This window comes from Sediminibacter sp. Hel_I_10 (assembly GCF_000688335.1).
Classification (GTDB): domain Bacteria; phylum Bacteroidota; class Bacteroidia; order Flavobacteriales; family Flavobacteriaceae; genus Psychroserpens.
The window spans coordinates 1,393,152-1,419,362 of sequence record NZ_JHZX01000001.1 but is presented as its reverse complement, the minus strand read 5'-3'; the positions used below and the strand labels follow the sequence as shown (position 1 = coordinate 1,419,362).

Sequence of the window (26,211 nt, the reverse complement as noted above, 5' to 3'; positions counted from 1 at the left end):
TAGGCTTTTAATAGCAATGAATTTATAACTATGTCAAAGAAAAACTGGCCCCTTTGGGAAATTTTCGTGAGAAGTAAAAACGGATTAGAGCATCGCCACTTCGGTAGTCTCCATGCTGCTGATGCAGAGATGGCACTAGAGAATGCACGCGATGTGTACACAAGACGTAACGAAGGTGTGAGCATCTGGGTTGTAGAATCTAAAAATATTACGGCTTCAAATCCAGATCATAATGGCGAGTTGTTTGAGCCAGCTCAAGATAAGGTGTATAGACATCCTACCTTTTACGATTTGCCAGATGATGTAAAGCATATGTAAAACCTAAGATTTAATCTGAAATAGGATGGAAACAGGTGTCAATCTTAATACATGTGATATGGGATAGAACGACACGATTTCAGCTTTAACATTGAGTTCAAATTAAGAAATTATGAATAGTAATCTATATAAGTACATTTTAGGTATTGCAGATAATAGTCTCATATTGGGCCAGCGCTTAGGAGAGCTTTGTGGGCATGGTCCTAGTTTAGAGACAGATATTGCCTGTACTAATATATCCCTAGACCTTTTTGGGCAAGTAAGAAGCTACTTCCAATATGCCGCAAAAATTGCAAATGATGGTCGCACCGAAGATGATATTGCGATGCTGCGGAAAGAGCGTGATTATCTCAGCGTATTGTTGGTAGAACAGCCCAATACGCATTTTGGATACACCATTGGGCGTCAATTTTTATTTGATGTCTATCACTTGATGTTCCTTAAAGAATTAGAAAAAAGTAAAGATTTAACGCTATCTGCAATAGCCAAAAAATCGATTAAGGAAGTCACTTATCACGAACGTTTTTCTTCAGACTGGGTAAAACGTTTAGGAGATGGCACCGAGCAAAGCAATCAAAAGATGCAAGCAGCTATTGATGATTTATGGGCGTATACCGATGAGCTTTTTCATCAAACTGATGCTGATCTTGCCATGGTTTCTGAAGGGATTGCCGTAGATGTCAAATCACTTAAAGAAACCTATTACCAGAAAGTTTCCGAAGTTTTACAATTAGCAAATCTGAATATTCCTGAATCCAAATATTTTCAAAAAGGAGGTAAAAAGGGAATTCATACAGAGCACATGGGATACTTATTAAGTGAGTTGCAATACATGCAGAGAGCTTACCCTAACATGGAGTGGTAGCACATTACCGCGAAAGCGATTTCTTTTAGAAGTACAGAGAAAAAGATTTCAAGCAATATTCGGAAACAGCAAATCATGACAACAATAGAACAGCACATAGACGAAAGTTTAATTGAGATATTAGAACAAGTTTCTGATCCTGAAATTCCTGTGCTTTCCATAATGGATATGGGAGTTGTGCGTTCTGCAATTATAAAAAACGGCGTTGTTGAGGTAAAGATAACACCAACTTATAGTGGCTGTCCGGCAATGGATGTTATTGGCGATGATATTAAAACTGCACTTAATACGGCCGGGTATGAATCTGAAATTGAACTGATATTACATCCGGCTTGGACTACAGATTGGATTACACCAAGAGGTAGAAAGGCATTGGAAGATTATGGCATAGCGGCTCCCTTAGGTGCGGAAGCAGATAAGGATGTGTTGCTCAACGGGAAGCGAATTGTTAAATGCACCAATTGTGGTTCCACTAATACCCGAATGGTGAGCCAATTTGGTTCTACAGCTTGTAAGGCTCAATTTCAATGTGAAGATTGCCAAGAACCATTCGATTACTTCAAATGTTTAAAATGAACCATTTCTCAATTTCGAGAGATTTATCCAAAAATGACAATGAGCAAAAGCATACTACTCAAAATAGAAAATAGAGTTGCCTATATTACATTAAATCGTCCAGAAGTGTTTAACAGCTTTAATCGCGAGATGGCTTTTTTACTTCAAGATACTTTAGATGAATGCGAAAAAAATATCGCAGTAAGAGCTATAGTGCTTACTGGTGATGGAAAAGCTTTTTGCGCTGGTCAAGATTTAAAGGAAGTTACAGATCCCGAATTAAATCCAGGCTTCAAGAAAATTCTAGAAGAGCATTACAATCCAATCATTACCCGATTAAGAGCAATTAAAAAGCCGGTTATTGCAGCTGTTAATGGCGTTGCAGCAGGAGCTGGCGCTAATATTGCATTAGCTTGTGATATTGTGGTCGCTCACGAGAAAGTAAGTTTTATTCAAGCATTTAGTTTGATTGGTTTAGTTCCTGATAGTGCAGGGACTTTCTTTTTGCCTAGACTTATAGGTTTTCAAAAAGCATTGGCATTGGCGATGTTGGGCGATAAAATTTCAGCAACAGAAGCTGAAAAAATGGGAATGATTTACAAATGTGTTGCTCTGGAAGATTTTGATCAAACCATAGATGATTTAGCCCTCAAATTGGCCCATATGCCTACCAAAGCATTGGGATTGATTAAGGAATTATACAATAAGTCGATGACTAATGATTTAGATGAGCAATTGGCTTTGGAGTCTAAATTGCAAATTGAAGCTGCTCAAAGCGAGGATTACGCCGAAGGTGTAGCCGCATTTATAGAGAAAAGAAAACCGAATTTTAAAGGAAGATAATTTAATAGTGAGATGCTGCATTACGGCAGAATTCAAAATAGAAGAGACACATGAACATAGGAATAATAGGTTCAGGAACAATGGGAAGTGGTATTGCTCAAATAGCGGCCACAGCTGGTTGTCAGGTTAAACTATATGATACAAATCAACAGGCTTTAGACAAATCAAAAAAAGCTTTAGATAAAATTTTAGCGCGCTTAATTGAAAAAGGGCGAATCGTTTCCGAGGAAAAGGAGCGTATAGAAGCTAATATCGATTATGTAAATCATTTGAAGGATCTCGCAGATTCTGATTTAACGATTGAAGCCATTGTCGAAAATCTAGAAATCAAACAAGCTGTTTTTGAAGAATTAGAAAGCTACGTCTCCCAAGATTGTATCATCGCGTCTAACACGTCGAGTTTGTCTATCGCATCTATTGCGGCTTCACTCAAAAAACCAGAACGCTGCATTGGGATACACTTTTTTAATCCGGCACCTTTGATGAAGCTGGTAGAGGTTATTCCAGCGATTCAGACTTCGAATTCTGTTTTGGAATCGGTAGTAAAAATCATTTCAGACTGGAAAAAAACAGTGGCTATTGCTAAAGATACACCAGGATTTATAGTAAACAGGGTAGCGCGTCCTTTTTATGGGGAAGCCTTAAGGATCTATGAAGAAGGCGTTGCAGATTTTGCAACTATTGACCGTAGCTTAAAATCTGTAGGAGGTTTTAGAATGGGCCCCTTTGAATTAATGGATTTTATTGGGAACGATATCAATTATACGGTGACCGAAACCGTTTTTACGGCATTCTATTTTGACCCTAGATACCGTCCGTCATTTACTCAAAAGCGTTTTGCTGAAGCTGGTTATCTTGGTAGAAAATCAGGAAAAGGCTATTACAATTACGATGAGAATGGCCTTATGCTGGTTCCTGAAACCTCGAAATCACCTAACGAAAAATTAGAACAACAACTCTTTGATCGTGTATTAGTGATGTTGATCAATGAGGCCGCAGATGCCTTATTTTTAAATATTGCGTCGGCAGAAGATATTGATACCGCCATGACCAAAGGGGTTAACTATCCTAAAGGACTGCTCTCTTGGGCAGATGAAAGGGGTATTAATTGGTGTGTTGAAAAGATGGATGACCTTTACAATGAGTACCATGAAGAGAGATACCGTTGCAGTCCTTTACTGAGAAAAATGAAAACAGAAAGTAAAACTTTTTTCTGATGGAAGGCGAAAAAATCCCGTACAAAATGCTTAATCAGGACGCTTTTAGCACATGGTTAGGTATAGAAATCATTGATTGCGAAGTTGGTCGCTGTAAAGTTGGTTTGACCGTTCGTAAGGAAATGCTTAACAGTATGAACAAGGCACATGGTGGTATCAGTTATTCGTTAGCAGATACAGCTTTTGGTTTTGCAGCAAATACCCATGGTAAATATGCAGTTTCTATAGAATCTAGCATTAACCATATCGAAGCTTTAAACGAAGGGGATTATTTAGTAGCAGAGTCCGTTATTGAGAGTGTAAAAAACAGACTAGGTTTTAATATTGTAGAAGTGAAGAGAAATGATGAGCTCGTAGCACTATTTAAAGGCGTCGTGTATAGAACTAGTAAAACTTGGCAAAAGGATTAATAAATAGTATAGAAGCAGATTAAATTAGCTGTCAACATAAATCAATAAAACACTATAATTATGAAATGGCAAGGCAGAAGAAAAAGCGACAATTTAGATGATCGCAGAGGCATGAGCTCAAAGGGTAAGGTTGTTGCCGGCGGTGGCTTAATAGCGGTTGTCGTTATTTTGTTGCAGCTCTTTGGTGGCGAAACAGGACAGCAGCTTGCTCCAATTATTGAACAAGTAGGAGGTAGTCAATCTACCCAACAAGTCGAGCAACAGGAGTTGACCAGTGAAGAACAACAAATGGGTGATTTCATGGAAACGATTTTGGCAGATACCGAAGATATTTGGAGTGAGATTTTTAGAGAAAATAATTTGGGGAGCTATAGAAAGCCAACCATGGTTCTGTTTACAGATGCGGTGAGTACAGGGTGCGGTAATGCAAGTTCTGCTTCTGGGCCATTCTATTGCCCAGCAGATCAAAAGCTCTATATGGATTTAGCCTTTTTTGAAGAACTTAAAACGCGGTTTGGTGCTCAGGGTGGTGATTTTGCAATCGCTTATGTGACCGCACATGAAATTGGTCATCACATTCAAACCCTATTGGGTACTTCAAAAAAAGTGAGACAACTACAGAGCCAAACCAACCAGACAGGAGCAAATGAGTTGTCGGTAGCTCAAGAACTTCAAGCAGATTTCTACGCAGGGGTATGGGCCAATCACAATAAGGAATATTTGGAACCAGGAGATATAGAAGAGGCTTTGAGTGCTGCAAATGCAGTGGGCGATGATGCCATTCAAAAAAGAACTCAAGGAAGTGTTAATTCTGATAGTTTTACCCACGGCACATCAGAGCAACGAATGGAGTGGTTTATGAAAGGTTATAATACTGGCGATGTAAGACATGGCGATACCTTTTCAGTATTGTTGAATTAAGTCAAAAGGAAATTACTAGAGTATAAAAATTATAAAATTTAAATGGAAGCATACATAATAGACGGCATTAGAACACCTATAGGAAATTATAAAGGCAGCTTGTCTCCTGTGAGAACAGATGATTTAGCGGCACTTGTAATTGAAGAAATCGTAAAGCGAAATCCAAATATCCCTAAGGAGGCATATGACGACGTCATTTTAGGATGCGCCAACCAAGCAGGGGAAGATAATCGAAACGTCGCAAGAATGGCTTCGCTATTGGCTGGGTTACCACATACAGTACCAGGTGAGACGGTCAATCGCTTATGCAGCTCTGGCTTATCGGCCATTATTCATGCCAATAGAGCTATTAAGGCAGGAGACGGAGATGTCTTCATTTCAGGCGGTGTAGAACATATGACCAGAGGACCCTATGTGGTCTCTAAAACTTCAAGTGCTTTTGGTAACGACTCCAAAATGTACGATAGCAGTTTTGGCTGGCGTTTTATCAATCCTAAAATGGATAAAATGTATGGTACTGACGGTATGGGTAATACTGCAGAAAACCTTGTAGAGAAATACAATATCTCTAGAGAAGATCAAGATCAGTTTGCTTATTGGAGTCAGATGAAAGCCACCAAAGCCCAAGAAAATGGCCGTTTAGCAAAAGAAATCGTAACGGTTGAAATTCCGCAGCGAAAAAAAGATCCCATTCAATTTTCAAAAGATGAATTTATAAAACCTAATACGTCACTTGAAGTATTGGGGAAATTAAGAGCAGCCTTCAAAAAGGAAGGGGGTAGTGTTACTGCAGGTAATTCGTCAGGATTAAATGATGGCGCTGCAGCCACCATTATCGCTTCCGAAGCCGCTGTTAAAAAATATAACCTGAAGCCTTTAGCTCGTATTGTGAGCTCGGCCGTGGTTGGTGTAGAGCCTCGAGTTATGGGAATTGGTCCGGTTGAAGCTTCAAATAAGGCCTTAAAGAAAGCGGGATTAACAATGGAAGATATGGACGTCATCGAACTTAATGAGGCCTTTGCTGCACAAGCATTAGCTTGTACAAGAGCATGGGGAATTGCAGATGATGATCCACGATTAAATCCAAACGGTGGTTCTATCGCTATTGGTCATCCACTTGGGGTTACAGGAACGCGTTTAGCGTATTCTGCAGCCATTGAACTAAAAGAACAAGATAAACGTTATGCATTAATCACCATGTGTATTGGTGTTGGTCAGGGTTATGCCTGTGTTATTGAAAGGGTTTAGTGTCTGCTTAACAGCTGCAAGGTATATAGGCCATGAGATAAAGAATTAAAAACTGTAAACAAACCTGCTTTTGCAGGCATTGATTATGAATAAAATACAACATTACGTCCAAGGACAATGGACTTCAGGAAAAGAAGAAGGACAGCCCATTCTTGATGCCGTAACTGGTGAAGCTTTTACCAGCATTGCTACTGAAGGCCTCGATATTCCTGGAATTTTAAACTACGGAAGAACAAAAGGAGGTGAGAAACTTCGTAAAATGACCTTTCAAGAGCGTGGTAACATGCTCAAAAGTTTGGCACTGTATCTTACCAAACGTAAAGAGCAGTTTTATGAACTAAGTTATAGAACAGGAGCAACTCGTGTAGACGGATGGATTGACATTGAAGGTGGCTTTGGTAATTTATTTGCAAATGCATCCTTGAGAAAACTATTTCCTAATCAGCCATACCACGTAGAGGGAGAGCCTATAGATTTATCTCGTGGAGGCCGGTTTATGGCACATCACATCATGGTGCCTAAGCGCGGTGTTGCCGTACATATTAATGCATTTAATTTTCCAGTTTGGGGGATGTTAGAAAAATGTGCGGTCAACTGGATGGCAGGTGTTCCTGCCGTGGTGTTACCTGCACCTTCTTCATCTTATTTAGCAGAGGCTGTTGCTAAAGAAATTATTGCGTCTGGTATACTGCCAGAAGGGGCGCTTCAAATTATCAACGGTACGGTTAAAAGTATTCTAGATACCGTCGAGTCACAAGATGTAGTGACTTTTACGGGGTCTGCAAAAACCGGAAGATTGCTTAAGGCGCATCCTAGATTAATTCAAGAATCGGTGCCATTTACTATGGAAGCCGACTCCCTAAACGCATCTATTTTAGGAGAAGATGCCGTTCCAGGCACTCCAGAATTCGATTTATTTATAAAGGAAGTAAGAAACGAGATGACCGTCAAGGCCGGACAAAAATGTACAGCGATTAGACGTATCATCGTTCCAGAGAACTTGGTAGAAGACGTTCAAATTTCCCTCGGAAAAGCACTTGATAAAATCACTATTGGAGACCCAAGATTAAAAGAAGTAAGAATGGGGGCCTTGGTGAGCCATCAACAGGTGCAAGCGGTTAGAGACTCGGTGAAGGATTTGGCCAAAGAAGCACAAATTGTTTATGGAAACTTAGATAAGATTGATACTGTAGGCGCAGATACTAGTAAAGGTGCGTTTATGAGTCCTGTGGTTTTAAGATCAGATCATCCTTTTCAAAACAACGTGATTCATGAGCGTGAAGCTTTTGGACCTGTTAGTACCATCATGCCTTATAAGGATTTAGATGAGGCCATCCAATTGGCGCAAATGGGGAAAGGCTCTTTAGTATCTTCCATAGCGACCAATAACGACAAGATTGCTAAAGATTATGTGATCAATGCAGCAAGCCATCATGGTAGAATTTTGGTACTTAATCGAGAAAGTGCTAAAGAAAGTACGGGTCATGGTTCACCATTACCGTATTTGGTTCACGGTGGTCCAGGACGTGCCGGTGGCGGAGAAGAAATGGGAGGTATGCGCGGCATCAAGCATTATTTACAGCGTACAGCCATTCAAGGATCGCCATCTACATTGACAGAAATTACCGGTATTTATCAACAAAATGCCAAATATAAAGAGGCAGACCAGCATCCTTTTAAATATCATTGGGAAGATATTGAACCAGGGATGTCTCTAAAAACCCACAACCGTACATTTACAGATACAGATATTATTAATTTCGCTAACCTCACCTGGGATCATTTTTATGCCCATACAGACATTACTTCTTTAGATGGAAGTATTTTTGAGAAGCGAACCGCTCACGGTTATTTTATTATATCTGCTGCTGCAGGATTATTTGTTTACCCAAACAAAGGGCCTGTAGCCGCTAATTATGGCTTAGAAGATTGTAGGTTCTTGCGTCCGTTGTACCATAATGACACCGTTTATGTGAGATTGACCTGTAAGCAGAAAGTAGATCGTGATGTGGCATCTGCAGAACATCCTAGTGGCATTGTAAAATGGTACGTTGAGGTGTTTGATGCCGAAGATGATGAGAAAGTAGCGTTTGCTACAATTTTGACTATGGTTCAGAAAAAGCAAGAAATATTTACTGAAATCACTTCGGAAAATTTAGAGGATTTATTATCTCAGTTAAAACCAGAAACCAAACCAAAATGGGGGATCATGACGCCTCAGCACATGATTGAGCATTTAGAATATACTTACAAAATAGCCTCTGGGGAAATTCAGGATTTCGAAATTGCAACTCCTGAAAAAATTCTAGAGAAAGTACATGCTAGTCTTTATAACTATGAAAAATTCCCGAAGAATACTATGTTTCCATCTTTGGAAAAAAATAAGTTAGAACCATTAAAACATCCAGATCTAGAAACAGCAATAGAGAAGTTTAAGGAACAACGAGAAAAATATATTGCTTATTTTAAAGAACATCCAGATGCCACCTTAAATAATATGGTATTTGGTGAGATGAATCGTTACGAATGGTACCTCTTAGAGCGCAAACATTTGAACCATCATTTTGAGCAGTTTAGAATATTATAAATAACAAGAAAATTAAAAGACATGACTGATCCATATGTAAAATTAGAGATTACCAATAATGTAGGATACATCGAGTTTTTTCATCCAGCGCATAATTCTTTACCGGGAGATGTATTGGCCAAACTCGCCCAAACCATTACCGAAGCAGGAGCTAATGATGCTATAAAAGTTATTGTTCTTAAAAGTGGTGGAGACAGAACGTTCTGCGCTGGTGCAAGTTTTAAGGAGTTAATTCATATTGATGATGCCGCTACCGGAAAAGTATTCTTTTCAGGATTTGCAAATGTGATCAATGCGATGCGTAAATGTCCAAAATTTATAATTGGTAGAATTCAGGGTAAAACCGTTGGAGGCGGAGTTGGTCTAGCAGCATCAACAGATTTTTGTTTGGCCACCAAATATGCGGCAATCAAATTGAGCGAGCTTAATATTGGTATCGGGCCCTTTGTTGTTGGTCCGGCCATAGAACGTAAAATAGGATTAAGTGCTATGTCTCAAATAGCCATTGATGCAAATGCCTTTTATCCGCCAGAATGGGCCGAGCAAAAAGGGCTTTTTGCCAATGTTTATGATACTACCGAAGATTTGGATGAAGCGGTTAAAGATACAGCAGAACACCTTTGCACTTACAACCCAGAGGCCATGACCGAAATGAAAAAAGTATTTTGGAACGGGACCGACCATTGGGATGATTTATTGGCAGAACGTGCAGAAACGAGTGGCCGATTAGTGCTTAGTGACTTTACAAAAGAAACTTTAAAACGATTTAAATAGCCCATGATTTACAGTTTTAAGGGATACATTCCAGTTGTTGATCGTACAAGCTTTGTTCACCCTCTAGCCGCAGTAACAGGCAATGTCATTATTGGCAAAAATTGTTATATCGGGCCAGGAGCTGCCATTCGTGGAGATTGGGGACAGATCATTTTAGAAGATGGGGTAAATGTCCAAGAAAACTGCACGGTACACATGTTTCCCGGTAAATCTATCACCTTAAAAGAAAGTGCCCATGTAGGTCACGGCGCCATCATACATGGCGCCAATCTTGGTAAAAATTGCTTAATAGGAATGAATAGCGTCATTATGGATGATGCTGAAATTGGCGATGAAAGTATCGTGGGCGCCATGGCATTTGTAAAAGCAGAAACTAAGATTCCGAAGCGAAGTTTGGTTGTTGGCAATCCTGCAAAGGTCATTAAAGCTGTGTCTGATGATATGATCGCATGGAAAACCAAAGGAACGCAACTCTACCAACAATTACCGGCAGATTGCCATGAGAGTTTAAAAGAAGTAACGCCTTTAAGAGCCGTTCCAGAGAATATGAAAATTCAAGAAGATGTTTATAAGACACTTCGAGATTTTATGAAGAAATAACTTATGTCGAAATTTGAATTAAAGATGCCCAAAATGGGCGAAAGCATTACTGAAGGAACCATCATCAACTGGCTGATTGGCGAGGGTGATCGTTTTGAAGAAGGGGATATCATTTTAGAAGTGGCCACAGATAAGGTCGATAATGAAGTGCCGGCCCCAGTATCAGGAACCTTAAAAGAAACGCTTTTTGAAGCCAAGGATGTGGTGCCTGTTGGTGAAGTGATTGCCATGTTAGATGTTTCCGAAGACCATAAAACGTCAGAAAAAAAACAGGTTACAAAAAGTGCTGTTGAGACTTCTAAAGTCAATAAAAAAGAACTTAAACCAACCAAAGCGGCATCATCTTCGAATGCCACTTCATTTTCAATTTCAAACTCAAATACATTTTTCTCACCGCTCATTCAATCTATCGCCAAAGAGCAGCACATCAGTTTTGAAGAGCTGGCTAGAATTCCGGCAACAGGAAAAGACGGGCGCCTAAGAAAAAGTGATGTATTTCAGTATATTGAAAATGATAGGCCTTATAAATTTGCACAGCCTACAGCTGAAAAAGATCCAACCGCTTTCCGAATTCCGCAGTTAACATTCGACAAAGGGAAAGGCAAGGTGATTGAGATGGACCGTATGCGTCAAATGATTGCCGATCATATGGTATTCTCAAAACATACAGCGCCTCATGTTACGGCTTATGTGGAAGCAGATATGACCAATATGGTCAATTGGAGAAATGCTAATAAAAAAGCATTTCAAGAAAAATACGGACAGCGTTTAACCTTCACGCCTTTGTTTGTAGAGGCTGTTGCAAAAGCTGTAAAGGATTTTCCCAATATCAATGCTTCTGTAGATGGCAATACCATTATTGTTAAAGAAGACATCAATATTGGTATGGCAACGGCATTACCAAGTGGTAACTTAATTGTTCCAGTGGTTAAAAATGCAGACACTAAAAATTTAAAACAACTTGCTGAAAATGTAAACGATTTGGCGGGTAAAGCCAGAGAGAATAAATTATCAGGAGAAGATATTAAGGGCAGTACCTTCACCATTTCTAATGTGGGTACCTTCGGAAGCGTTATGGGAACCCCCATCATTAATCAACCTGAGGTGGCAATTCTAGCTTTAGGAATAATAAAGAAACGTGCAGAGGTTATTGAAACCGAAGCAGGAGATGAAATTGCCATACGCAGCATGATGTATTTATCACTGTCTTTTGACCATCGTGTGGTAGATGGATATCTCGGCGGAAGTTTTGTGCGTCGTGTTGCCGATTATTTCGAAGCATTTGATGTGGATAGAAAGATATAGTTAAAGATTGTCATTCTAAGTTTACTGGTTGATCCGTTTAGGGATTGGAGTTTGCTTAAAGGTAATGACAAAAAGAAAAAACATGAATCAAGATATTTTAAAAAAAGCATTTTTAAATCTTTGTACAGCCAAAGCTATGGCCAAACTGTACGAAGATAATTTCAAGGAAGTTTCAAAATATGTGCATGCGACCTCTCGGGGCCATGAAGCCATACAAACGGCAATAGGATTGCAATTACTTCCACAGGATTACGCATTTCCATACTATAGAGATGATGCCATGCTGTTGGCGTTTGGGGTAACACCTTATGATTTGATGCTTCAATTACTTGCCAAAAAAGACGATCCTTTTTCGGCAGGAAGAACCTATTATTCCCACCCAAGTTTACGGGATGACGATAAGCCTAAGATTCCCCATCAATCTTCAGCAACAGGAATGCAGGCCATCCCCGCCACGGGGACTGCAATGGGAATGCAATACAAAGAACTACAGCATATAAAAGATGATGCCGCAGCACAGTCTCCTTTTAGTAATTCTAGAGATCTAAAGCCCATCACGGTTTGTTCTTTAGGAGATGCTTCCGTCACGGAAGGGGAGATTGCAGAAGCCTTACAAATGGCAGCCTTAAAGCAATTGCCCATTTTGTATTTGGTACAAGATAATGATTGGGATATTTCTGCAAATGCCTCAGAAACGAGAGCGCAAAATGCGTTCGATTACGCAAAGGGATTTGTAGGATTAGAAGCGATATCTATAGACGGCGCAAATTTTACTGAAAGTTATACGGCATTAGAAAAGGTCATCGAAACCATGAGGAAAGAGCGCAGACCATTTTTGGTACACGCTAAAGTCCCATTGCTCAACCATCATACTTCAGGAGTTCGAATGGAATGGTACCGAGATGATCTGGAAGAGGCCAAATCAAGAGATCCTTACCCAGTTTTAGAGCAACAGCTGGTCGATAGTGGCATAAGTACAGAAGATATCAAAGCGATAGAGGCGACAGCACAAAAAGCTGTAGATGCCGGATTTGAAAAGGCAAGAGATGCAGAAGACCCAAAAGCAGAGGATTTATTTACTCACGATTTTGCACCTACCCCAATTACTGAGGAAAAAGGTGAACGTTCACCACAAGGCGCAGAGAAAGTAGTAATGGTAGACTGTGCCTTGTTTGCCGTTGAGGAATTAATGAATAAGCACGACGAGTGTTTGCTTTACGGTCAAGATGTAGGCGCCAGATTAGGCGGTGTTTTTAGAGAAGCGGCAACCTTAGCTCAAAAATTTGGCGATGATAGGGTGTTTAATACACCAATCATGGAGGCCTTTATTGTGGGCTCTACCGTTGGGATGAGTGCTGTTGGATTAAAACCTATTGTTGAGGTGCAATTTGCCGATTATATCTGGCCCGGTCTCAACCAATTGTTTACGGAGGTGAGCAGAAGTTGTTACTTATCTAACGGAAAATGGCCAGTGAGCATGATCTTAAGAGTGCCGATTGGTGCTTATGGTAGCGGCGGACCTTATCATTCGTCTTCCGTAGAAAGTGTTATAACCAATATTCGAGGTATTAAAATAGCCTATCCAAGTAACGGTGCAGATTTAAAGGGCTTGATGAAAGCGGCTTATTACGATCCAAATCCTGTGGTTATTTTAGAGCATAAGGGACTTTATTGGAGCAAAGTGCCTGGGACCAAAGGCGCAACCTCAATAGAGCCTTCCGAAGATTATGTGCTGCCTTTTGGTAAAGCATGGGTGTTGCAAGAAATATGGAAACAAGAGACTTTGGAGACCTTAACAGTGGTTACATACGGGATGGGTGTGCATTGGGCCATGAATGCCTCAGAAGCATTAGGGATGAAAGATCAAATTGAAGTCATTGATCTTCGTACCTTATTTCCTTTAGATGAAGAGACCATCATGGCATCGGTTAAGAAAACAGGTAAGTGTTTAGTGGTTACAGAAGAGCCTTCTAACAATAGTTTTGCGCGAGCATTGTCTGGTAAAATTCAAGAGGATTGTTTTAAATTTCTAGATGCGCCAGTAATGACTATTGGGAGCGAAAATATGCCAGCAATTCCATTAAATTCAACTTTAGAAGAGACCATGATTCCTTCTACGGAAAAAGTAAAGGCGAAAATAGAACAGCTTTTAAATTACTAATTGTCAAGAATGGGATGATGATTTCTTAATTTTTGTATATTTATCGTTTAATCCATTATACAACACCATGAAAAAACAACTCCTTTTTTTAAGTTTTGCCGCTTGCCTTTTTATAGGAAGTCAATCAAGCTTTGCCCAGGCTAGTGTAAATGCTACAGCAATATCGAATCCTGCTCAAAATAGTCCTCAAGCTAGAGCGACTAAAGTTTTGGAATCTTTTATGCGAAGTACAGATGTAACCTCTAGTGTAAAGGAGCGTGTTTATGATCTGTTCAATAAAAACGCAAAAAAGTTTGAAGGGATTAACAACATTCAAGATGAGAAGTTAAGACAAATCAAGGAAGAGAAGATGGCTGTTTATATTGATAAACAATTAAAAACCATCTTAACTGAAAACCAATTTCAGGCATATCTTAAGAGTAAGAGCTAGTTATAGCGATTATCCATAAAAAAAAAAGCGATCTTCAATATTGAAGATCGCTTTTTTTTATACGTTGTATTCTGAAAGTGGTTTCGTAAAGCTTTCAGGATCTGCAGCCAAATGATATCTTGGGTCGTCCACATCTTCAATGATCACTTCTTTAAATTTAGGACTTGCCTTGTACATCAGCTGCTTACAGTCTTCACTAAGGTGTTTTAACTTAATTACTTTTCCTTCCGCTTCATATTTATGCACCAAGTTAAAAATGGCTTCTATAGCAGAATGATCACTTACGCGTGACTCAACAAAATCAATTTCAACATAGTCTGGATCGCTTTTTACGTCAAATTTTGCATTGAAATTTTGAATAGAACCAAAGAATAGCGGTCCCCAAATTTCATAGATTTTCGTACCGTCTTCTCTTGTGCGCTTGCGAGCTCTAATCATTACCGCATTTTTCCATGCAAATACAAGTGCCGAGATAATGACACCAATAAACACCGCAATGGCAAGATCATAGATTACGGTTACTGCAGATACAATGACAAGAACAACGGCATCAGCCAAAGGTATTTTTCTAATAATTCTAAAACTCGACCATGCAAATGTTTCAATAACCATCATAAACATAACGCCAACTAAAGCAGCAATAGGGACTTGCTCGATGTACTGTGCCGTAAATAGAATAAAGGTCAATAAGGTCAAGGCCATCATCACTCCAGACAAACGTCCTCTACCACCTGCATTGATATTAATTACAGTTTGACCAATCATACCGCATCCACCAGTTCCTCCAAATAAACCGCTTAAAATGTTTCCGGCACCTTGTGCAACACATTCTTTATTTCCGTTTCCTCTCGTTTCTGTAAGTTCATCTACTAAATTCATAGTCATTAAAGACTCAATAAGCCCAACAGACGCGGCTAAAAATGCATAAGGAAGGATGAATTTTAAAGTATCGAAATTAAAAGGCAAATTTTGCCACAGTTCCACATTAGGAGTAGGGAATTCCCCTTTTAAGCCTTCGCCACCACCTTCAATGATATAAGAGCCAACGGTGCTCACATCCAATCCGCCAAAAACAACAACACCAGTGGTTACCAGAATAGCAGTTAAAGCTGCAGGTATTTTTTTGGTCAATTTAGGAAGTAACCAAATAATGAGCATGGTAAGTCCAACAAGACCTAGCATCGAATATAATTCTGATCCGGTCATTGGGATATCATTATACTTTTCTAAACCATCTGTGCTTATTTCTAATTCTTTATGAGAGAACATACGCACCTGCGCCATGAAAATTACAATTGCCAAACCGTTTACGAAACCCATCATTACGGAATGTGGAATCAAACGCACAAAGCGTCCTAGTTTTAAAACACCAGCGCCTATTTGAATAATTCCCATTAAAACAACGGCCGCTAATAAATAAAAGTAGCCCATGTTGTCAACGGGATTGTCAAACAGCATTCCTTTGGAATGGCCTTCAGCAATAAGACTAACAAAAATAACGGCTACGGCACCCGCAGCTCCAGAGATCAAACCAGGTCTGCCTCCAAAAATGGCGGTTATCAACCCCACAATAAATGCGCCTGATAATGCCACCAAAGGATCAATTTGTGCTACAAACGCAAAGGCAACAACCTCAGGGATCATTGCTAATGATACCGTAATACCAGCAAGAATGTCATTCTTGGGATTTTGTGTAAAATGCTTAACTACTTTTTGCCCTAATCTCATAATACCTGTCATTAAAAGTCGGCAAAGATAGGGCTTATATGTTTATTAGAAAATTAGGCGACTTATAGTCGAAAAAAAAGCATATTCTTTAGAAGGAATATGCTTTAATAGTTAAACTGTTATTTTTAAGTAAGTTGAAGCGCTATTTTCTGTGATATTTACATTTGCTGTGGCGGGTAGCTTTCTAGCATTTTCCCTACAAACTCCTTGATTTTAGCCTCTTTCTTCTCCATTTTAGTGGGTAAGTTGCCCATACCAGAGCCTTGCCATACCAACTCTTTCTTTTCAGCATCAATGAGGTCTATAAATAAGGTGCCTTCATTGCTTGTCGATACTGACGGTTGATTCCATCCCATGCCCCAGCCTGGTCCAAAACCCCCATAACCCCAACCGCCGAAGCCGCCCCAGCCCCAGCCACCGAAGCCACCCCAGCCCCAATTGTTTTGATAGACATCAACACGGGTTTGTGCTTTGGTAAAAATACTAACGAGCATATCTGGATTATCAGATTTGGTGTAGCCTTTCGCTAATAATTCTGCTTCGATAGCACGTAGGATTCTGCGTTTATCAAGATCGCTAATTTCAGCTTTATCAATGCCTGTTTTATAAAAGGCAAATGTTTTGTATTGGTCAAATGCTACTTTTTTATCATAATCAGTAGCAACTCTTACAGAGCTGCAAGAGGTAATGACCATCATGATCATTAACAGCGGGAATAGTTTTAAAATCTTTTTCATTGCTTTTTTATTTGAGTTATAACGAGTCCAGTAATTTCTCATCTACCATATTTGGAAGTGTCACCCTTAAGTTAGGTTCATTTTCCATGGCGCGTTTAATTGCAAACACAGCACCTTCATTTCTAGCCCAACTTCGTCTTGAGATGCCATTATTGACATCCCAAAATAGCATGGATTTTAGGCGACGTTCTGCGTCAGTACTACCATCAAGAACCATACCAAAACCGCCATTGATAACTTCACCCCAACCAACACCGCCACCGTTATGAATGCTCACCCAAGTGGCGCCTCTAAAACTATCACCAATCACATTTTGAATAGCCATATCTGCTGTAAAGCGTGAGCCATCGTAGATGTTGCTGGTTTCTCTGTAAGGAGAATCTGTTCCAGAAACATCATGATGATCCCTGCCCAGAATCACTACTTCAATATCGCCATTTTTTATGGCATTATTAAAAGCTTCTGCAATTTTAACGCGACCTTCTGCATCGGCATATAAAATACGGGCTTGAGAGCCAACGACTAAACGATTGTCTTGTGCACCTTTAATCCATTGGATGTTATCAGACATTTGTTGCTGTATTTCAGGAGGTGCGTCTTTCATTAAGGCTTCTAAAACAGAAGACGCTATGGCATCGGTTTTCTCTAAATCTTCAGGATTTCCAGAGGCACAAACCCATCTAAATGGACCAAAGCCATAATCAAAGCACATAGGCCCCATAATGTCTTGAACATAGCTAGAATATTTAAAATCAATCCCATTAGGAGCCATAATATCTGCTCCAGCTCTGGAAGCCTCAAGAAGAAAGGCGTTGCCATAGTCAAAAAAATAGGTGCCTTTAGAGGTGTGCGTGTTTACTGCTTCAGCATGCCTTCTAAGACTGTTTTGAACTTTTTCCTTAAACTGCTCTGGGTCTTGAGACATTAGCTCATTGGCTTCCTCAAAAGATAAGCCAACGGGGTAATAGCCACCAGCCCAGGGATTATGAAGTGAAGTTTGATCACTTCCTAAGTCAATATGGATTTTGGCATCATCAAATTTCTCCCAAACATCAACGACGTTGCCCAAATAGGCGATAGATACTGTTTCTTTTTCTGTTTTTGCTTTCTTAACTCTTTCGACTAAGGCATCTAAATCGGTTACTTTTTCATCAATCCAACCTTGATCTAAGCGTACTTGCGTAATTTTAGGGTTGACTTCTGCGCAAACCGTAATACACCCAGCAATAGTTCCAGCTTTGGGTTGTGCCCCAGACATGCCGCCTAATCCAGAGGTAACAAAGAGATTGCCTTGAGGTGGTTTCTCTATTTTTCTAAACGCATTCAAAACGGTGATCGTAGTGCCGTGAACTATACCTTGTGGCCCGATATACATATAGCTTCCGGCCGTCATCTGCCCATATTGCGTCACTCCTAAAGCATTAAATTTCTCCCAATCATCAGGTTGAGAGTAATTGGGAATCATCATCCCGTTGGTGACAACGGCTCTAGGTGCATCTTTATGACTGGGGAATAAACCCATGGGATGACCTGAGTACATCGCAAGGGTTTGTTCATCTGTCATTTCAGATAGATATTTCATCGTTAATCGATACTGGGCCCAATTTTGAAATACAGCTCCGTTTCCCCCATAAGTAATCAATTCATGAGGATGCTGCGCCACTGCAGGATCTAAATTATTTTGAATCATCAGCATAATGGCTGCTGCTTGATGAGATTTGCTGGGGTATGCATCTATAGGACGCGCAAACATGTCATAATCTGGCCTTAACCTGTACATGTAAATTCTGCCATAATCATCCAATTCTTTTTTGAATTCTGGCAATAAATCGGCGTGATATTCTTTATCAAAATAGCGTAATGCATTTTGAAGGGCGAGCTTTCGTTCTTCCGAAGAAAGTATGGCTTTACGTTTGGGCGCGTGGTTGATAGAAGGGTCATATGGTTTAAGTGCTGGTAATGTGGTTGGGATACCTTCCTTTATTTGATCTGCGAATGAAAGCGTTGTCATGGGAGTTATTCTTTTTTTGTAGTGTTCTTGCTCTGTTTGTATTTATCGAAACCGTATGGGCAGTGTCTACATCCACTTTCGCAACAGTAGCCTCTTTTAAGATGGTATTGCTCTGTAAAACACCGGTAACCTTCAGGTGTTAAGTAATAATCACCATCTTCTAATGGGATAATTTTCTTCATAGTTCACAAAGATAATGTAAATTGGAAAGATTTTTGAACAACGAAATGTATGGTATTTATTTCAAAATTGGCCTTGCCGAAAGGATATGTTGGTTTAACGATATTTCCTTTTATTATACTGAAATATGAGCACTTGAAAACGGATGCAGTTTTAATGAACCACGAACGGATTCATCTGAAACAGCAATTGGAACTTTTGATACTGCCCTTTTTTATATGGTACTTTTTGGAATTTATCGTAAGACTCGTGCAGTTCAGAAAATGGAACACTGCTTATAGAAATATCTCCTTTGAGCGTGAAGCTTACAAAAACGAGCAGAATTTGAAATATTTACCATCGAGGTCGCTCTTATCTTTTCTAAAGTATTTATGATGTTATTGAATTTTACAAGTGAGAATCAATTTGTGGCGAAGTTTAAGGATGGTATAGAGGTATTCATAAAGCGTGAAGATCTTATTCATCCTGTTATTTCTGGAAATAAATACCGCAAGTTAAAATACAATTTAATTGAGGCGAGACGTCAAGATCAGCATCAATTGCTAACCTATGGTGGTGCTTTCTCTAATCATATTGCCGCAGTAGCAGCGGCAGGGACGCAGTTTAATTTCAAAACCATTGGCATTATACGCGGTGAGGAATTAGAACATAAAATAGCTACAAACCCAACCTTAAGCTTCGCCCAAAATTCTGGAATGCAACTAAAGTTTGTGACCAGAGACGATTTCCGAAGAAAAAATGATGCCGATTTTAGAGCAGGGCTTCAACAGGAGTTTGGTGATTTTTACAATATTCCAGAAGGTGGTACAAATACTTTGGCTGTAAAGGGCTGCACGGAGATTTTAACTGAAGGGGACGATAGCTTTGACGTGGTTTGTTGTTCTGTAGGCACTGGTGGTACAATTTCTGGACTTATAAATGCTCTGCTGCCACACCAAAGCGTGCTAGGTTTTCCTGCATTAAAAGGTGATTTTTTAAGTGAGGAAATTTGTAAATTTGCAAAATCAAATCAATGGGTATTAAACACCGATTATCATTTTGGTGGTTACGGAAAAGTAACGCCAGATTTAATTGAGTTTATGAACGGGTTCAAAGCCCAGCATCACCTTCAATTAGACCCTATTTATACGGGTAAGATGCTATTTGGTATTTATGATTTGATTGATAAAGGCTATTTTAAAAGGTCTACAAAAATCCTTGCCATACATACAGGCGGTCTGCAGGGTATTGAGGGGATGAATCTCAAGCTAAAACAACAAAACAAGCCTTTAATCGTTTAAAAACGTGTATGAGAAAAATTTTAATACTTTTTATTTTAGTAATCATGGTGGCGAGTTGTGGTTCAAAACGAAAAATTGTAACCAAAAAGCGCAATAGTAAAACCAGAACCGAACGTGTAGTGAAAGCACCAACTACTACTGATCCTCCAGCGGAACCAGTTGGGGTTCCTGACGAGGTTGTTGTCACAAAGAAGGTATATGCAAGTGCTGTTGAAGAATACATTGACGTTTACAGCAGTATCGCCATGGAAGAAATGCGCAAATATAAAATTCCTGCCAGTATTACTTTGGCGCAAGGCATTTTAGAATCAGGTTCAGGACAGGGCCGCCTTTCAGTAGAGGCCAACAACCACTTCGGCATTAAGTGTCATGGATGGACGGGTGATAAAATTTATCATGATGACGATCGTTCACAAGAATGTTTCAGAAAATACAACTACGCTAAAACCTCTTTTGAGGACCATTCAGAGTTTTTGACTTCACGTGGTAGATATGCCAAATTGTTTGAGCTAAGGCAAGATGATTATAAAGGTTGGGCTAGAGGGCTTCGCTCAGCGGGCTACGCCACCGATAGAAAATATCCCGATAAATTGATAGGGCTTATAGAACGTTATAAACTCTACGAATTTGATGACGTGGTATTGGAGAACAAGCGTGAGATTATAACCACTTCTAATGTAACTCATGAAGTGGTAAAGGGAGACACCTTGTATTCTTTGTCTAAAAAATATAATACCTCTGTTGATGAGATTAAGGCGCTCAATAATTTATCGGGCAACAACATTAGCTTAGGACAAATTTTGATTATAAAATAAATATATGTTATACCAACGCAGTAGTGCACTATTTAAAGAAGCAGAAACGGTAATTCCTGGAGGGGTGAACTCACCAGTAAGAGCTTTTAAAGCGGTTGGCGGGACGCCTATTTTTGCTAAATCGGCTAAAGGCGCCTATGTTATAGATGAAGATAATAGACGTTACATTGATTATATTAGTTCTTGGGGACCAATGATATTGGGCCATGCTTATGAGCCTGTAGTAAATGCCGTTATACAAAAAGCTAAAGATGGGACCTCTTTTGGGATGCCTACAGAAATTGAAACTAAAATTGCACAACTTGCAGTAAAAATGGTGCCTAATATTGATAAAATACGTTTTGTCAATTCAGGAACAGAAGCATGTATGAGCGCAGTTCGATTAGCGCGGGGATATACCAGTAAGGATAAGATCATCAAATTTGCTGGGTGTTATCATGGTCATAGCGACTCGTTTTTGATAGAAGCGGGAAGTGGAGCCGTTACTTTTGGTAGCCCAAATAGCCCAGGTGTCACTAAAGGAACTGCAAAAGATACCTTGATGGCTATCTATAATGATATCGAAAGCGTTAAGCGTTTGGCGGAAGCGAATAAAGATGGGATTGCATGTGTTATTATAGAGCCTGTTGCAGGTAATATGGGCTGCATACCACCTACGAATGAATTTTTAAAAGACTTGAGAGCCTTATGTGATCAGCACCAAATTCTTTTGGTGTTTGATGAGGTAATGACGGGTTTTAGGTTAGCTAAAGGTGGTGTTCAGGAGCTTTACAATATCAATGCTGATATCGTTTGCTTCGGAAAAGTAATTGGTGGAGGTCTACCAGTTGGGGCTTTTGCTGCTCGCAATGAGATTATGGAGCATCTAGCGCCTTTGGGAAGTGTATATCAAGCAGGAACCTTAAGCGGAAATCCATTGGCTATGGCTGCAGGTTTAGCGATGCTTAAAACCATTGATAACGACGCTTCTTTGTTTAAGAGGTTGGCAGATAAAACGGAATACTTGCATAAAGGTTGTGCGGAAGCCTTAGAGGAGCACGAAATTGTCCATACCATAAATCGTGAGGGCTCTATGATGTCTATTCATTTTAGCGAAGACCCTGTTTTAGATTTTAAATCTGCTGCAAAGGGAAATAACGATGTGTTTAAAAAATTCTTTCACGGCATGCTTGCCGAAGGTGTTTATTTGCCACCAAGCGCGTTTGAAAGTTGGTTTCTAAACGACGCACTGTCTTACGAAGATTTAGATGAAACCATCGCTGCGGTTTGGAAAGTATCCAAAACGTTGAAATAATTTAGATACACCAATGCTTATCAAATAAAAAAATCCGGATGAATGATCATCTGGATTTTTTTATTGTTCGAATTAGAGAATTTTTTAAGATGCTCTATAAAGATTAAGATACTTTACAAATTGTTCCTCGTTAAGGATCTCTTTGAGGCGCTCGTCTAAAATGCCATTGATTTTTTTCAATTGCTCTTTATGAGCTTCGAGATTGTCCTCAATTTTTAAATAGGTTTCGTTATAAGTCTTATACGCTTGGAAAATATCTTCCATTTTGCTGTCATCAATTTTGATGACTTTTCGAAGTTCTTTAGTTTTCTCATTAGCGGCTTTCCCGACTTCAATACTGGTTTGAGCCATAATGTTTTGTGAACTAAACGCTAATGCTAAAGTAAACAAGCAAAGTGTAATGTATTTTTTCATTTCAATTAATTTATTTTTTTTCAGATGACTAAAATAGCAAATTTTACATTAAAAAGGGCATTGACTTTAAAATCAATGCCCTTTTTGATAAAAACTCAACCAATAAAACATTTATTCTCTGTGGCCGCTTCTATCGGCATGTTTGCCTTTTCTGCCATTTCTCTTCTCCTTTAGGCTAGATTCCCACTTGGCATATTGTTGATCATTTAAAACAGACTTCATTTTTTGCTTCATTGCGATTTGATGATCTAGTTTCTCGTTGATCATTTTAATGCGGGCTTCCTTTGATGGTTTTTCACTGTCTTTATTCTCTCGTAAAGCTCTATGAGACTCCATGTTTTGCTTTCTTTGAGTAGCCTCTTCTAAAAGAACCGTTTTTACTTTGGCTTGTTGAGCTTCGGTTAGATCTAGATGTAAGGTCATCTTTTTTGTTTTAATGGTAGCCATTTCTTCAGCAGAAAGGTCTTGCATCAGTCTTCCATCTCGGTCGCCTCGGTTTTTGTCCTGAGCTATTGCTTGTAAACTAATAAAGGCAATAGCAATTAAAATTACTTTTTTCATCTTGTGTGTGTTTTAGATTAAGAGTATTCGTTTTCTAATTGATGCCTTTTGGACATTAGATCTTAAAATAGGTTTAAAGACGAAGATGATTTTAACGGCTAATTAACAGATTTGGCTTGATCAATGAGCTCTAAAGTAACAGTGTAAAGAGGTCTAGAGGTCATTTTGCTTTTTAGCCAAGCAAAAAAGCTCATCACAAAAATATCTTCTTGTTTATTTTCTACCCAAGTAAATGATGTTTCAACTTTGTCATTAAAAACTTTAGAAGTAACGGTCTTGGGATGTTTGTAGTAGTGCTCTATCAAATGAAGGTATGTGATGACCCGTTCTTGGTTAATGTCTTTTAAATATGTAATGTAAGCTCTTTTAAAGCTTTTCAATCTAGAATCTACAAGGTCCAATTCATCAAGTTCTATATAGAGAATGATCTCAACCAAATTCTTTTTTATGGTCCATTCCTTACCTGCTTTTTCGCTATAGTAGTTATCTGTATGATAAAAACTTGAAGAAATACGCTTTGCATTTTTAAGATCTTCTTTTTGTAAATAAAACATAACCAAACTAAGATTGATATCCAATACGGTTTCTACATCGTTATGTTGATCTTGTAAAACTGACTCCAATAGCATAATGGCTTGGTCTTGTTCTGAAGTGTAATTAAGGTTTAATGCTTTAAGTAGCGTGTATTTAAGAATAAAAGACTTCTTGTACTTATGACGTTGTTGAGAACATAAGCTTTTCATGAGCTCTAAATACTCTTGGGATGCTGTAAATTTTTTATTTCTAAAAAGTGTATTTGCGATGATGTAAATCACTTGAATGTGATAAAATAACTGTTTGTCTTTCGTTTTATGAGATTTGAGTTTTTCATAAGTATCCAATAAAAAGGACTCTATTTTTAAGTAATCGTTGGTTACAAATGCCGATAGACTTACAATAGTTGTTAATTGATACAGGGATTTGAAAGATAAAGACTCAGATATCTCAATGTGATGTTCCTGAAGCGTGTTGTTTAAAATCGTTTCGAAATCTAAAATTTCACCTTTGTAAACGATATTGTTAAGTGCATGCCTGATTTTTGCATACACCATATTGAGTTCTTCTTCAATAAAATAGTGTTTTTGATTGCTTCGAAATTTATCAATTAATGTCTCAAGATGTACCGTAGGGTGTAAATAAGCGTATTGAATTTTTGTGTGATAGATTTCATTTAGAATAGGGTAGAGTTGATGCTCTTGCGCCAAAAGTTCAGCTTTATCAAGAATTGGATAGGCGATTTTCGGATTTTTATAGGCAAGAAAATGTCTAGCGGCCAAGATATATTTGATGAGTTGCAAGTCTACAGAGTTTTCATCTGTAAGCTTTTGATTAGCAACAAAGTCTATGAGCGATTGGTATAAACGTTTTCGTAATGCGTGATAAGCCGGTTTGTTGTCTTTCTTATAAAGTATGTGACAGATTGATTTTGAGTCCTGCTCATCTTCTGATAAAAGCTTAAAGAGTTGGATGTTCTTAGTGTCACTTCGTTTATTCTTTGTCTCCAAAAATTGAATAAAATGCTGTTGTTCTTCAGAAGAAAACGTTGCGATGATAGCGTTTAAATTTGTCAATATATCGTCATTAATATTCATATAAAGTTAGTGATAATATCAGTCATGTATAATTTATTGCAAAATATATCATCAGTTTCTATATTAAATTAGATATGTATTGATCTCTAACTAGCGCACTTTTGTTGTAACATCAACAACAAGCGTATGAAATCTATCATCAAAATCTTAGTGTTATCAATTGGTTTAACTATAGGTGGGCTATGTTCTAATTCCCTCAAGCTTGAAACTGTGAAAAATTATAAACAGATTGTTGCCTTTCTAGCTAAAAACACAATGGGTCAAACCTTAGTCTTAAGCAATTGATATGAAAATCAATCAGGTGAATACCGCCTTCATTACCACTGTGGTTGTCTCTGTAGTGGTATTTGTATACTTAGTTTTTTTAGGATATGATGAGATCAGGACATTTAAAGATGTGATCAAGATTATTGCATCGATTCTATTTCCGATACCGATCTTGTTTTTTGTGCGCTTTCTTTTAATAACAGATTTTGTGCCTCTCAATACCGATGAAAATAAGCTCAACAATCAAAAACCCGCCACATTGCTGCTCATTTTAAGTATGGTGCTTGGGCTTGCGGGTATGCAGATGATTCAGTGGCTCACGGGCCAGCATATAGAAGATCATCTCATAGTTGCTCACCTCATAAACTCGACCACTATTAGCAGTTACGTACTCAACTATATCCTGTACAGTAACTCAAAGGTCAATGGGATTTTGAGCGGTGTCTTATTATCCTTGGCCGTGCATGTCTTTTTTCTAGCCGGTTAACTAATTTTTACAATGAAGCGAATGCCAATTTCAAAAACGATAACCACACAATAATAACTTAACTAATTTAAATAAAACGATTATGAATTCAATTATTGAACCTCCAAAGCCAAAATCCAACGCTAGCAAAAGGGAATTATTATTTACGTTTCAATCGATGATTGTTACAGGACTATTAGCCCTTACTACGGTTGCTTTTTTTATGTATTATGATTTAACGATAGTCAAAGGTATTAAAGTGATATTTGCACCTTTTTTATCTGTAGTACCATTGCTATTTGTGCTATCCATTTTAAGAGATCTAAGGCAAGGTTTTATGGAAGGAAACTATACCAAAGACCAAATCTTGAAATTTAGCCTGATTACTCTTGGTATTACGATTGCATTTACGGGAATTACCTTTTTACTCTCTAAAATACAAGCGCTGGAAATTCTATTGGCAGCAATTATGGCAATTTTAAGTGTGGTGTTCTTTTTAAGAAGTAAGATAAAGGACGTCCTTGGCATGAGCATCATTACCGGTATTGCAGAAGGGATTATTGTTTATATGATTTTTATCTTCTAGATGGATA

At 38.7% G+C, this 26,211-nt stretch carries 26 protein-coding genes; 19 read left to right on the top strand and 7 right to left on the bottom strand.

Annotated elements, in window-relative coordinates; genetic code table 11:
- Positions 1–30 precede the first annotated feature (30 nt).
- The 14 genes from paaB to P176_RS0106325 all read left to right on the top strand — a co-directional run bounded on the left by paaB (position 31) and on the right by P176_RS0106325 (position 14,234).
- Entirely contained in the window at positions 31–318 is a 288-nt protein-coding gene (gene paaB, locus P176_RS0106390; protein WP_026753920.1) for a 1,2-phenylacetyl-CoA epoxidase subunit PaaB, read from the top strand.
- Positions 319–430: 112 nt separating this feature from the next.
- On the top strand, positions 431–1,183 hold the full coding sequence (gene paaC / locus P176_RS0106385; RefSeq protein WP_197022153.1) for a 1,2-phenylacetyl-CoA epoxidase subunit PaaC: 753 nt from the start codon (positions 431–433) through the stop codon (positions 1,181–1,183).
- A 75-nt stretch (positions 1,184–1,258) separates the two neighbouring features.
- Positions 1,259–1,759, top strand: coding sequence for a 1,2-phenylacetyl-CoA epoxidase subunit PaaD (gene paaD, locus P176_RS0106380; protein ID WP_026753918.1), 501 nt, complete (start codon positions 1,259–1,261; stop codon positions 1,757–1,759).
- A gap of 39 nt (positions 1,760–1,798) precedes the next feature.
- Positions 1,799–2,581: an enoyl-CoA hydratase-related protein gene (locus tag P176_RS0106375; RefSeq protein ID WP_026753917.1), complete on the top strand. Its 783-nt coding sequence runs from the start codon at positions 1,799–1,801 to the stop codon at positions 2,579–2,581.
- Between the two features lie 50 nt (positions 2,582–2,631).
- Positions 2,632–3,798: a 3-hydroxyacyl-CoA dehydrogenase NAD-binding domain-containing protein gene (locus P176_RS0106370; protein ID WP_026753916.1), complete on the top strand. Its 1,167-nt coding sequence runs from the start codon at positions 2,632–2,634 to the stop codon at positions 3,796–3,798.
- Complete coding sequence (locus P176_RS0106365; RefSeq protein WP_026753915.1) at positions 3,798–4,208, top strand: PaaI family thioesterase; 411 nt, start codon at positions 3,798–3,800, stop codon at positions 4,206–4,208. Before P176_RS0106370 ends, P176_RS0106365 begins: the two co-directional genes overlap by 1 nt.
- Positions 4,209–4,268: 60 nt before the next feature.
- Positions 4,269–5,129, top strand: a complete 861-nt coding sequence (locus tag P176_RS0106360) for a neutral zinc metallopeptidase (protein WP_026753914.1) — start codon at positions 4,269–4,271, stop codon at positions 5,127–5,129.
- Between the two features lie 42 nt (positions 5,130–5,171).
- Positions 5,172–6,377 (top strand): 3-oxoadipyl-CoA thiolase, encoded by a 1,206-nt coding sequence (gene pcaF / locus P176_RS0106355; RefSeq protein ID WP_026753913.1) that lies wholly within the window; start codon positions 5,172–5,174, stop codon positions 6,375–6,377.
- 85 nt (positions 6,378–6,462) lie between these two features.
- A complete protein-coding gene (paaZ, locus tag P176_RS0106350; RefSeq protein WP_026753912.1) occupies positions 6,463–8,964 on the top strand; it encodes a phenylacetic acid degradation bifunctional protein PaaZ in 2,502 nt (833 codons plus the stop codon).
- Positions 8,965–8,985: 21 nt separating this feature from the next.
- Positions 8,986–9,738, top strand: coding sequence for an enoyl-CoA hydratase/isomerase family protein (locus P176_RS0106345; RefSeq protein ID WP_026753911.1), 753 nt, complete (start codon positions 8,986–8,988; stop codon positions 9,736–9,738).
- 3 nt (positions 9,739–9,741) lie between these two features.
- On the top strand, positions 9,742–10,338 hold the full coding sequence (locus tag P176_RS0106340; protein WP_026753910.1) for a transferase hexapeptide repeat family protein: 597 nt from the start codon (positions 9,742–9,744) through the stop codon (positions 10,336–10,338).
- A 3-nt stretch (positions 10,339–10,341) separates the two neighbouring features.
- Complete coding sequence (locus P176_RS0106335; protein WP_026753909.1) at positions 10,342–11,643, top strand: dihydrolipoamide acetyltransferase family protein; 1,302 nt, start codon at positions 10,342–10,344, stop codon at positions 11,641–11,643.
- Positions 11,644–11,725: 82 nt separating this feature from the next.
- Positions 11,726–13,804, top strand: coding sequence for a thiamine pyrophosphate-dependent enzyme (locus tag P176_RS0106330; protein WP_026753908.1), 2,079 nt, complete (start codon positions 11,726–11,728; stop codon positions 13,802–13,804).
- A gap of 67 nt (positions 13,805–13,871) precedes the next feature.
- The gene (locus P176_RS0106325; RefSeq protein WP_026753907.1) at positions 13,872–14,234 is read left to right on the top strand and encodes a hypothetical protein; all 363 of its coding nucleotides are present in this window, start codon (positions 13,872–13,874) and stop codon (positions 14,232–14,234) included.
- Between the two features lie 57 nt (positions 14,235–14,291).
- Here the strand turns inward: P176_RS0106325 and P176_RS0106320 are convergent, their stop codons facing one another.
- The 4 genes from P176_RS0106320 to P176_RS20550 all read right to left on the bottom strand — a co-directional run bounded on the left by P176_RS0106320 (position 14,292) and on the right by P176_RS20550 (position 18,892).
- Positions 14,292–15,962, bottom strand: a complete 1,671-nt coding sequence (locus P176_RS0106320) for a SulP family inorganic anion transporter (RefSeq protein ID WP_026753906.1) — start codon at positions 15,960–15,962, stop codon at positions 14,292–14,294.
- A gap of 158 nt (positions 15,963–16,120) precedes the next feature.
- Positions 16,121–16,699, bottom strand: coding sequence for a DUF4136 domain-containing protein (locus P176_RS0106315; RefSeq protein ID WP_026753905.1), 579 nt, complete (start codon positions 16,697–16,699; stop codon positions 16,121–16,123).
- 16 nt (positions 16,700–16,715) lie between these two features.
- Positions 16,716–18,710, bottom strand: a complete 1,995-nt coding sequence (locus P176_RS0106310) for a urocanate hydratase (RefSeq protein ID WP_037348763.1) — start codon at positions 18,708–18,710, stop codon at positions 16,716–16,718.
- 5 nt (positions 18,711–18,715) lie between these two features.
- Positions 18,716–18,892: a DUF5522 domain-containing protein gene (locus P176_RS20550; protein WP_197022152.1), complete on the bottom strand. Its 177-nt coding sequence runs from the start codon at positions 18,890–18,892 to the stop codon at positions 18,716–18,718.
- A 369-nt stretch (positions 18,893–19,261) separates the two neighbouring features.
- Between P176_RS20550 and P176_RS0106300 the strand changes: the two genes are divergently transcribed.
- From P176_RS0106300 to hemL, 3 genes are read left to right on the top strand one after another with little or no spacing between them, the layout of a single operon-like run.
- On the top strand, positions 19,262–20,170 hold the full coding sequence (locus tag P176_RS0106300; protein WP_081820684.1) for a 1-aminocyclopropane-1-carboxylate deaminase/D-cysteine desulfhydrase: 909 nt from the start codon (positions 19,262–19,264) through the stop codon (positions 20,168–20,170).
- A gap of 8 nt (positions 20,171–20,178) precedes the next feature.
- Positions 20,179–20,985, top strand: a complete 807-nt coding sequence (locus tag P176_RS0106295) for a glucosaminidase domain-containing protein (RefSeq protein WP_026753901.1) — start codon at positions 20,179–20,181, stop codon at positions 20,983–20,985.
- 4 nt (positions 20,986–20,989) lie between these two features.
- Entirely contained in the window at positions 20,990–22,279 is a 1,290-nt protein-coding gene (gene hemL / locus P176_RS0106290) for a glutamate-1-semialdehyde 2,1-aminomutase (protein WP_026753900.1), read from the top strand.
- 84 nt (positions 22,280–22,363) lie between these two features.
- On the opposite strand, the gene P176_RS0106285 is transcribed toward hemL, so the two are convergent.
- The 3 genes from P176_RS0106285 to P176_RS0106275 form a co-directional block, all read right to left on the bottom strand.
- The gene (locus P176_RS0106285) at positions 22,364–22,693 is read right to left on the bottom strand and encodes a hypothetical protein (RefSeq protein WP_026753899.1); all 330 of its coding nucleotides are present in this window, start codon (positions 22,691–22,693) and stop codon (positions 22,364–22,366) included.
- 111 nt (positions 22,694–22,804) lie between these two features.
- Complete coding sequence (locus P176_RS0106280) at positions 22,805–23,254, bottom strand: hypothetical protein (protein ID WP_026753898.1); 450 nt, start codon at positions 23,252–23,254, stop codon at positions 22,805–22,807.
- A gap of 98 nt (positions 23,255–23,352) precedes the next feature.
- Positions 23,353–24,885, bottom strand: a complete 1,533-nt coding sequence (locus tag P176_RS0106275) for a hypothetical protein (RefSeq protein WP_037348761.1) — start codon at positions 24,883–24,885, stop codon at positions 23,353–23,355.
- 286 nt (positions 24,886–25,171) lie between these two features.
- Here P176_RS0106275 and P176_RS0106265 point away from each other — a divergent pair, with 286 nt between their 5' ends.
- Both P176_RS0106265 and P176_RS0106260 read left to right on the top strand, forming a co-directional pair.
- The gene (locus P176_RS0106265; protein ID WP_026753896.1) at positions 25,172–25,639 is read left to right on the top strand and encodes a hypothetical protein; all 468 of its coding nucleotides are present in this window, start codon (positions 25,172–25,174) and stop codon (positions 25,637–25,639) included.
- Positions 25,640–25,721: 82 nt separating this feature from the next.
- Positions 25,722–26,204 (top strand): hypothetical protein, encoded by a 483-nt coding sequence (locus tag P176_RS0106260; protein ID WP_026753895.1) that lies wholly within the window; start codon positions 25,722–25,724, stop codon positions 26,202–26,204.
- Positions 26,205–26,211: the final 7 nt, after the last annotated feature.

Excerpts from the sequence above, each read along its gene's own strand:
- P176_RS0106285 (WP_026753899.1), bottom strand. The coding sequence starts at position 22,693 with ATGAAAAAATACATTACACTTTGCTTGTTTACTTTAGCATTAGCGTTT.
- P176_RS0106300 (WP_081820684.1), top strand. The coding sequence starts at position 19,262 with ATGATGTTATTGAATTTTACAAGTGAGAATCAATTTGTGGCGAAGTTT.
- P176_RS0106330 (WP_026753908.1), top strand. The coding sequence starts at position 11,726 with ATGAATCAAGATATTTTAAAAAAAGCATTTTTAAATCTTTGTACAGCC.
- paaD (WP_026753918.1), top strand. The coding sequence starts at position 1,259 with ATGACAACAATAGAACAGCACATAGACGAAAGTTTAATTGAGATATTA.
- paaZ (WP_026753912.1), top strand. The coding sequence starts at position 6,463 with ATGAATAAAATACAACATTACGTCCAAGGACAATGGACTTCAGGAAAA.
- hemL (WP_026753900.1), top strand. The coding sequence starts at position 20,990 with ATGTTATACCAACGCAGTAGTGCACTATTTAAAGAAGCAGAAACGGTA.
- P176_RS0106320 (WP_026753906.1), bottom strand. The coding sequence starts at position 15,962 with ATGAGATTAGGGCAAAAAGTAGTTAAGCATTTTACACAAAATCCCAAG.
- paaB (WP_026753920.1), top strand. The coding sequence starts at position 31 with ATGTCAAAGAAAAACTGGCCCCTTTGGGAAATTTTCGTGAGAAGTAAA.
- P176_RS0106360 (WP_026753914.1), top strand. The coding sequence starts at position 4,269 with ATGAAATGGCAAGGCAGAAGAAAAAGCGACAATTTAGATGATCGCAGA.
- P176_RS0106295 (WP_026753901.1), top strand. The coding sequence starts at position 20,179 with ATGAGAAAAATTTTAATACTTTTTATTTTAGTAATCATGGTGGCGAGT.
- P176_RS0106375 (WP_026753917.1), top strand. The coding sequence starts at position 1,799 with ATGAGCAAAAGCATACTACTCAAAATAGAAAATAGAGTTGCCTATATT.
- pcaF (WP_026753913.1), top strand. The coding sequence starts at position 5,172 with ATGGAAGCATACATAATAGACGGCATTAGAACACCTATAGGAAATTAT.
- P176_RS0106345 (WP_026753911.1), top strand. The coding sequence starts at position 8,986 with ATGACTGATCCATATGTAAAATTAGAGATTACCAATAATGTAGGATAC.
- P176_RS0106365 (WP_026753915.1), top strand. The coding sequence starts at position 3,798 with ATGGAAGGCGAAAAAATCCCGTACAAAATGCTTAATCAGGACGCTTTT.
- P176_RS0106310 (WP_037348763.1), bottom strand. The coding sequence starts at position 18,710 with ATGACAACGCTTTCATTCGCAGATCAAATAAAGGAAGGTATCCCAACC.
- P176_RS0106260 (WP_026753895.1), top strand. The coding sequence starts at position 25,722 with ATGAATTCAATTATTGAACCTCCAAAGCCAAAATCCAACGCTAGCAAA.
- P176_RS0106335 (WP_026753909.1), top strand. The coding sequence starts at position 10,342 with ATGTCGAAATTTGAATTAAAGATGCCCAAAATGGGCGAAAGCATTACT.
- P176_RS0106370 (WP_026753916.1), top strand. The coding sequence starts at position 2,632 with ATGAACATAGGAATAATAGGTTCAGGAACAATGGGAAGTGGTATTGCT.
- P176_RS0106275 (WP_037348761.1), bottom strand. The coding sequence starts at position 24,885 with ATGAATATTAATGACGATATATTGACAAATTTAAACGCTATCATCGCA.
- P176_RS0106315 (WP_026753905.1), bottom strand. The coding sequence starts at position 16,699 with ATGAAAAAGATTTTAAAACTATTCCCGCTGTTAATGATCATGATGGTC.
- P176_RS0106265 (WP_026753896.1), top strand. The coding sequence starts at position 25,172 with ATGAAAATCAATCAGGTGAATACCGCCTTCATTACCACTGTGGTTGTC.
- P176_RS20550 (WP_197022152.1), bottom strand. The coding sequence starts at position 18,892 with ATGAAGAAAATTATCCCATTAGAAGATGGTGATTATTACTTAACACCT.
- P176_RS0106325 (WP_026753907.1), top strand. The coding sequence starts at position 13,872 with ATGAAAAAACAACTCCTTTTTTTAAGTTTTGCCGCTTGCCTTTTTATA.
- P176_RS0106340 (WP_026753910.1), top strand. The coding sequence starts at position 9,742 with ATGATTTACAGTTTTAAGGGATACATTCCAGTTGTTGATCGTACAAGC.
- paaC (WP_197022153.1), top strand. The coding sequence starts at position 431 with ATGAATAGTAATCTATATAAGTACATTTTAGGTATTGCAGATAATAGT.
- P176_RS0106280 (WP_026753898.1), bottom strand. The coding sequence starts at position 23,254 with ATGAAAAAAGTAATTTTAATTGCTATTGCCTTTATTAGTTTACAAGCA.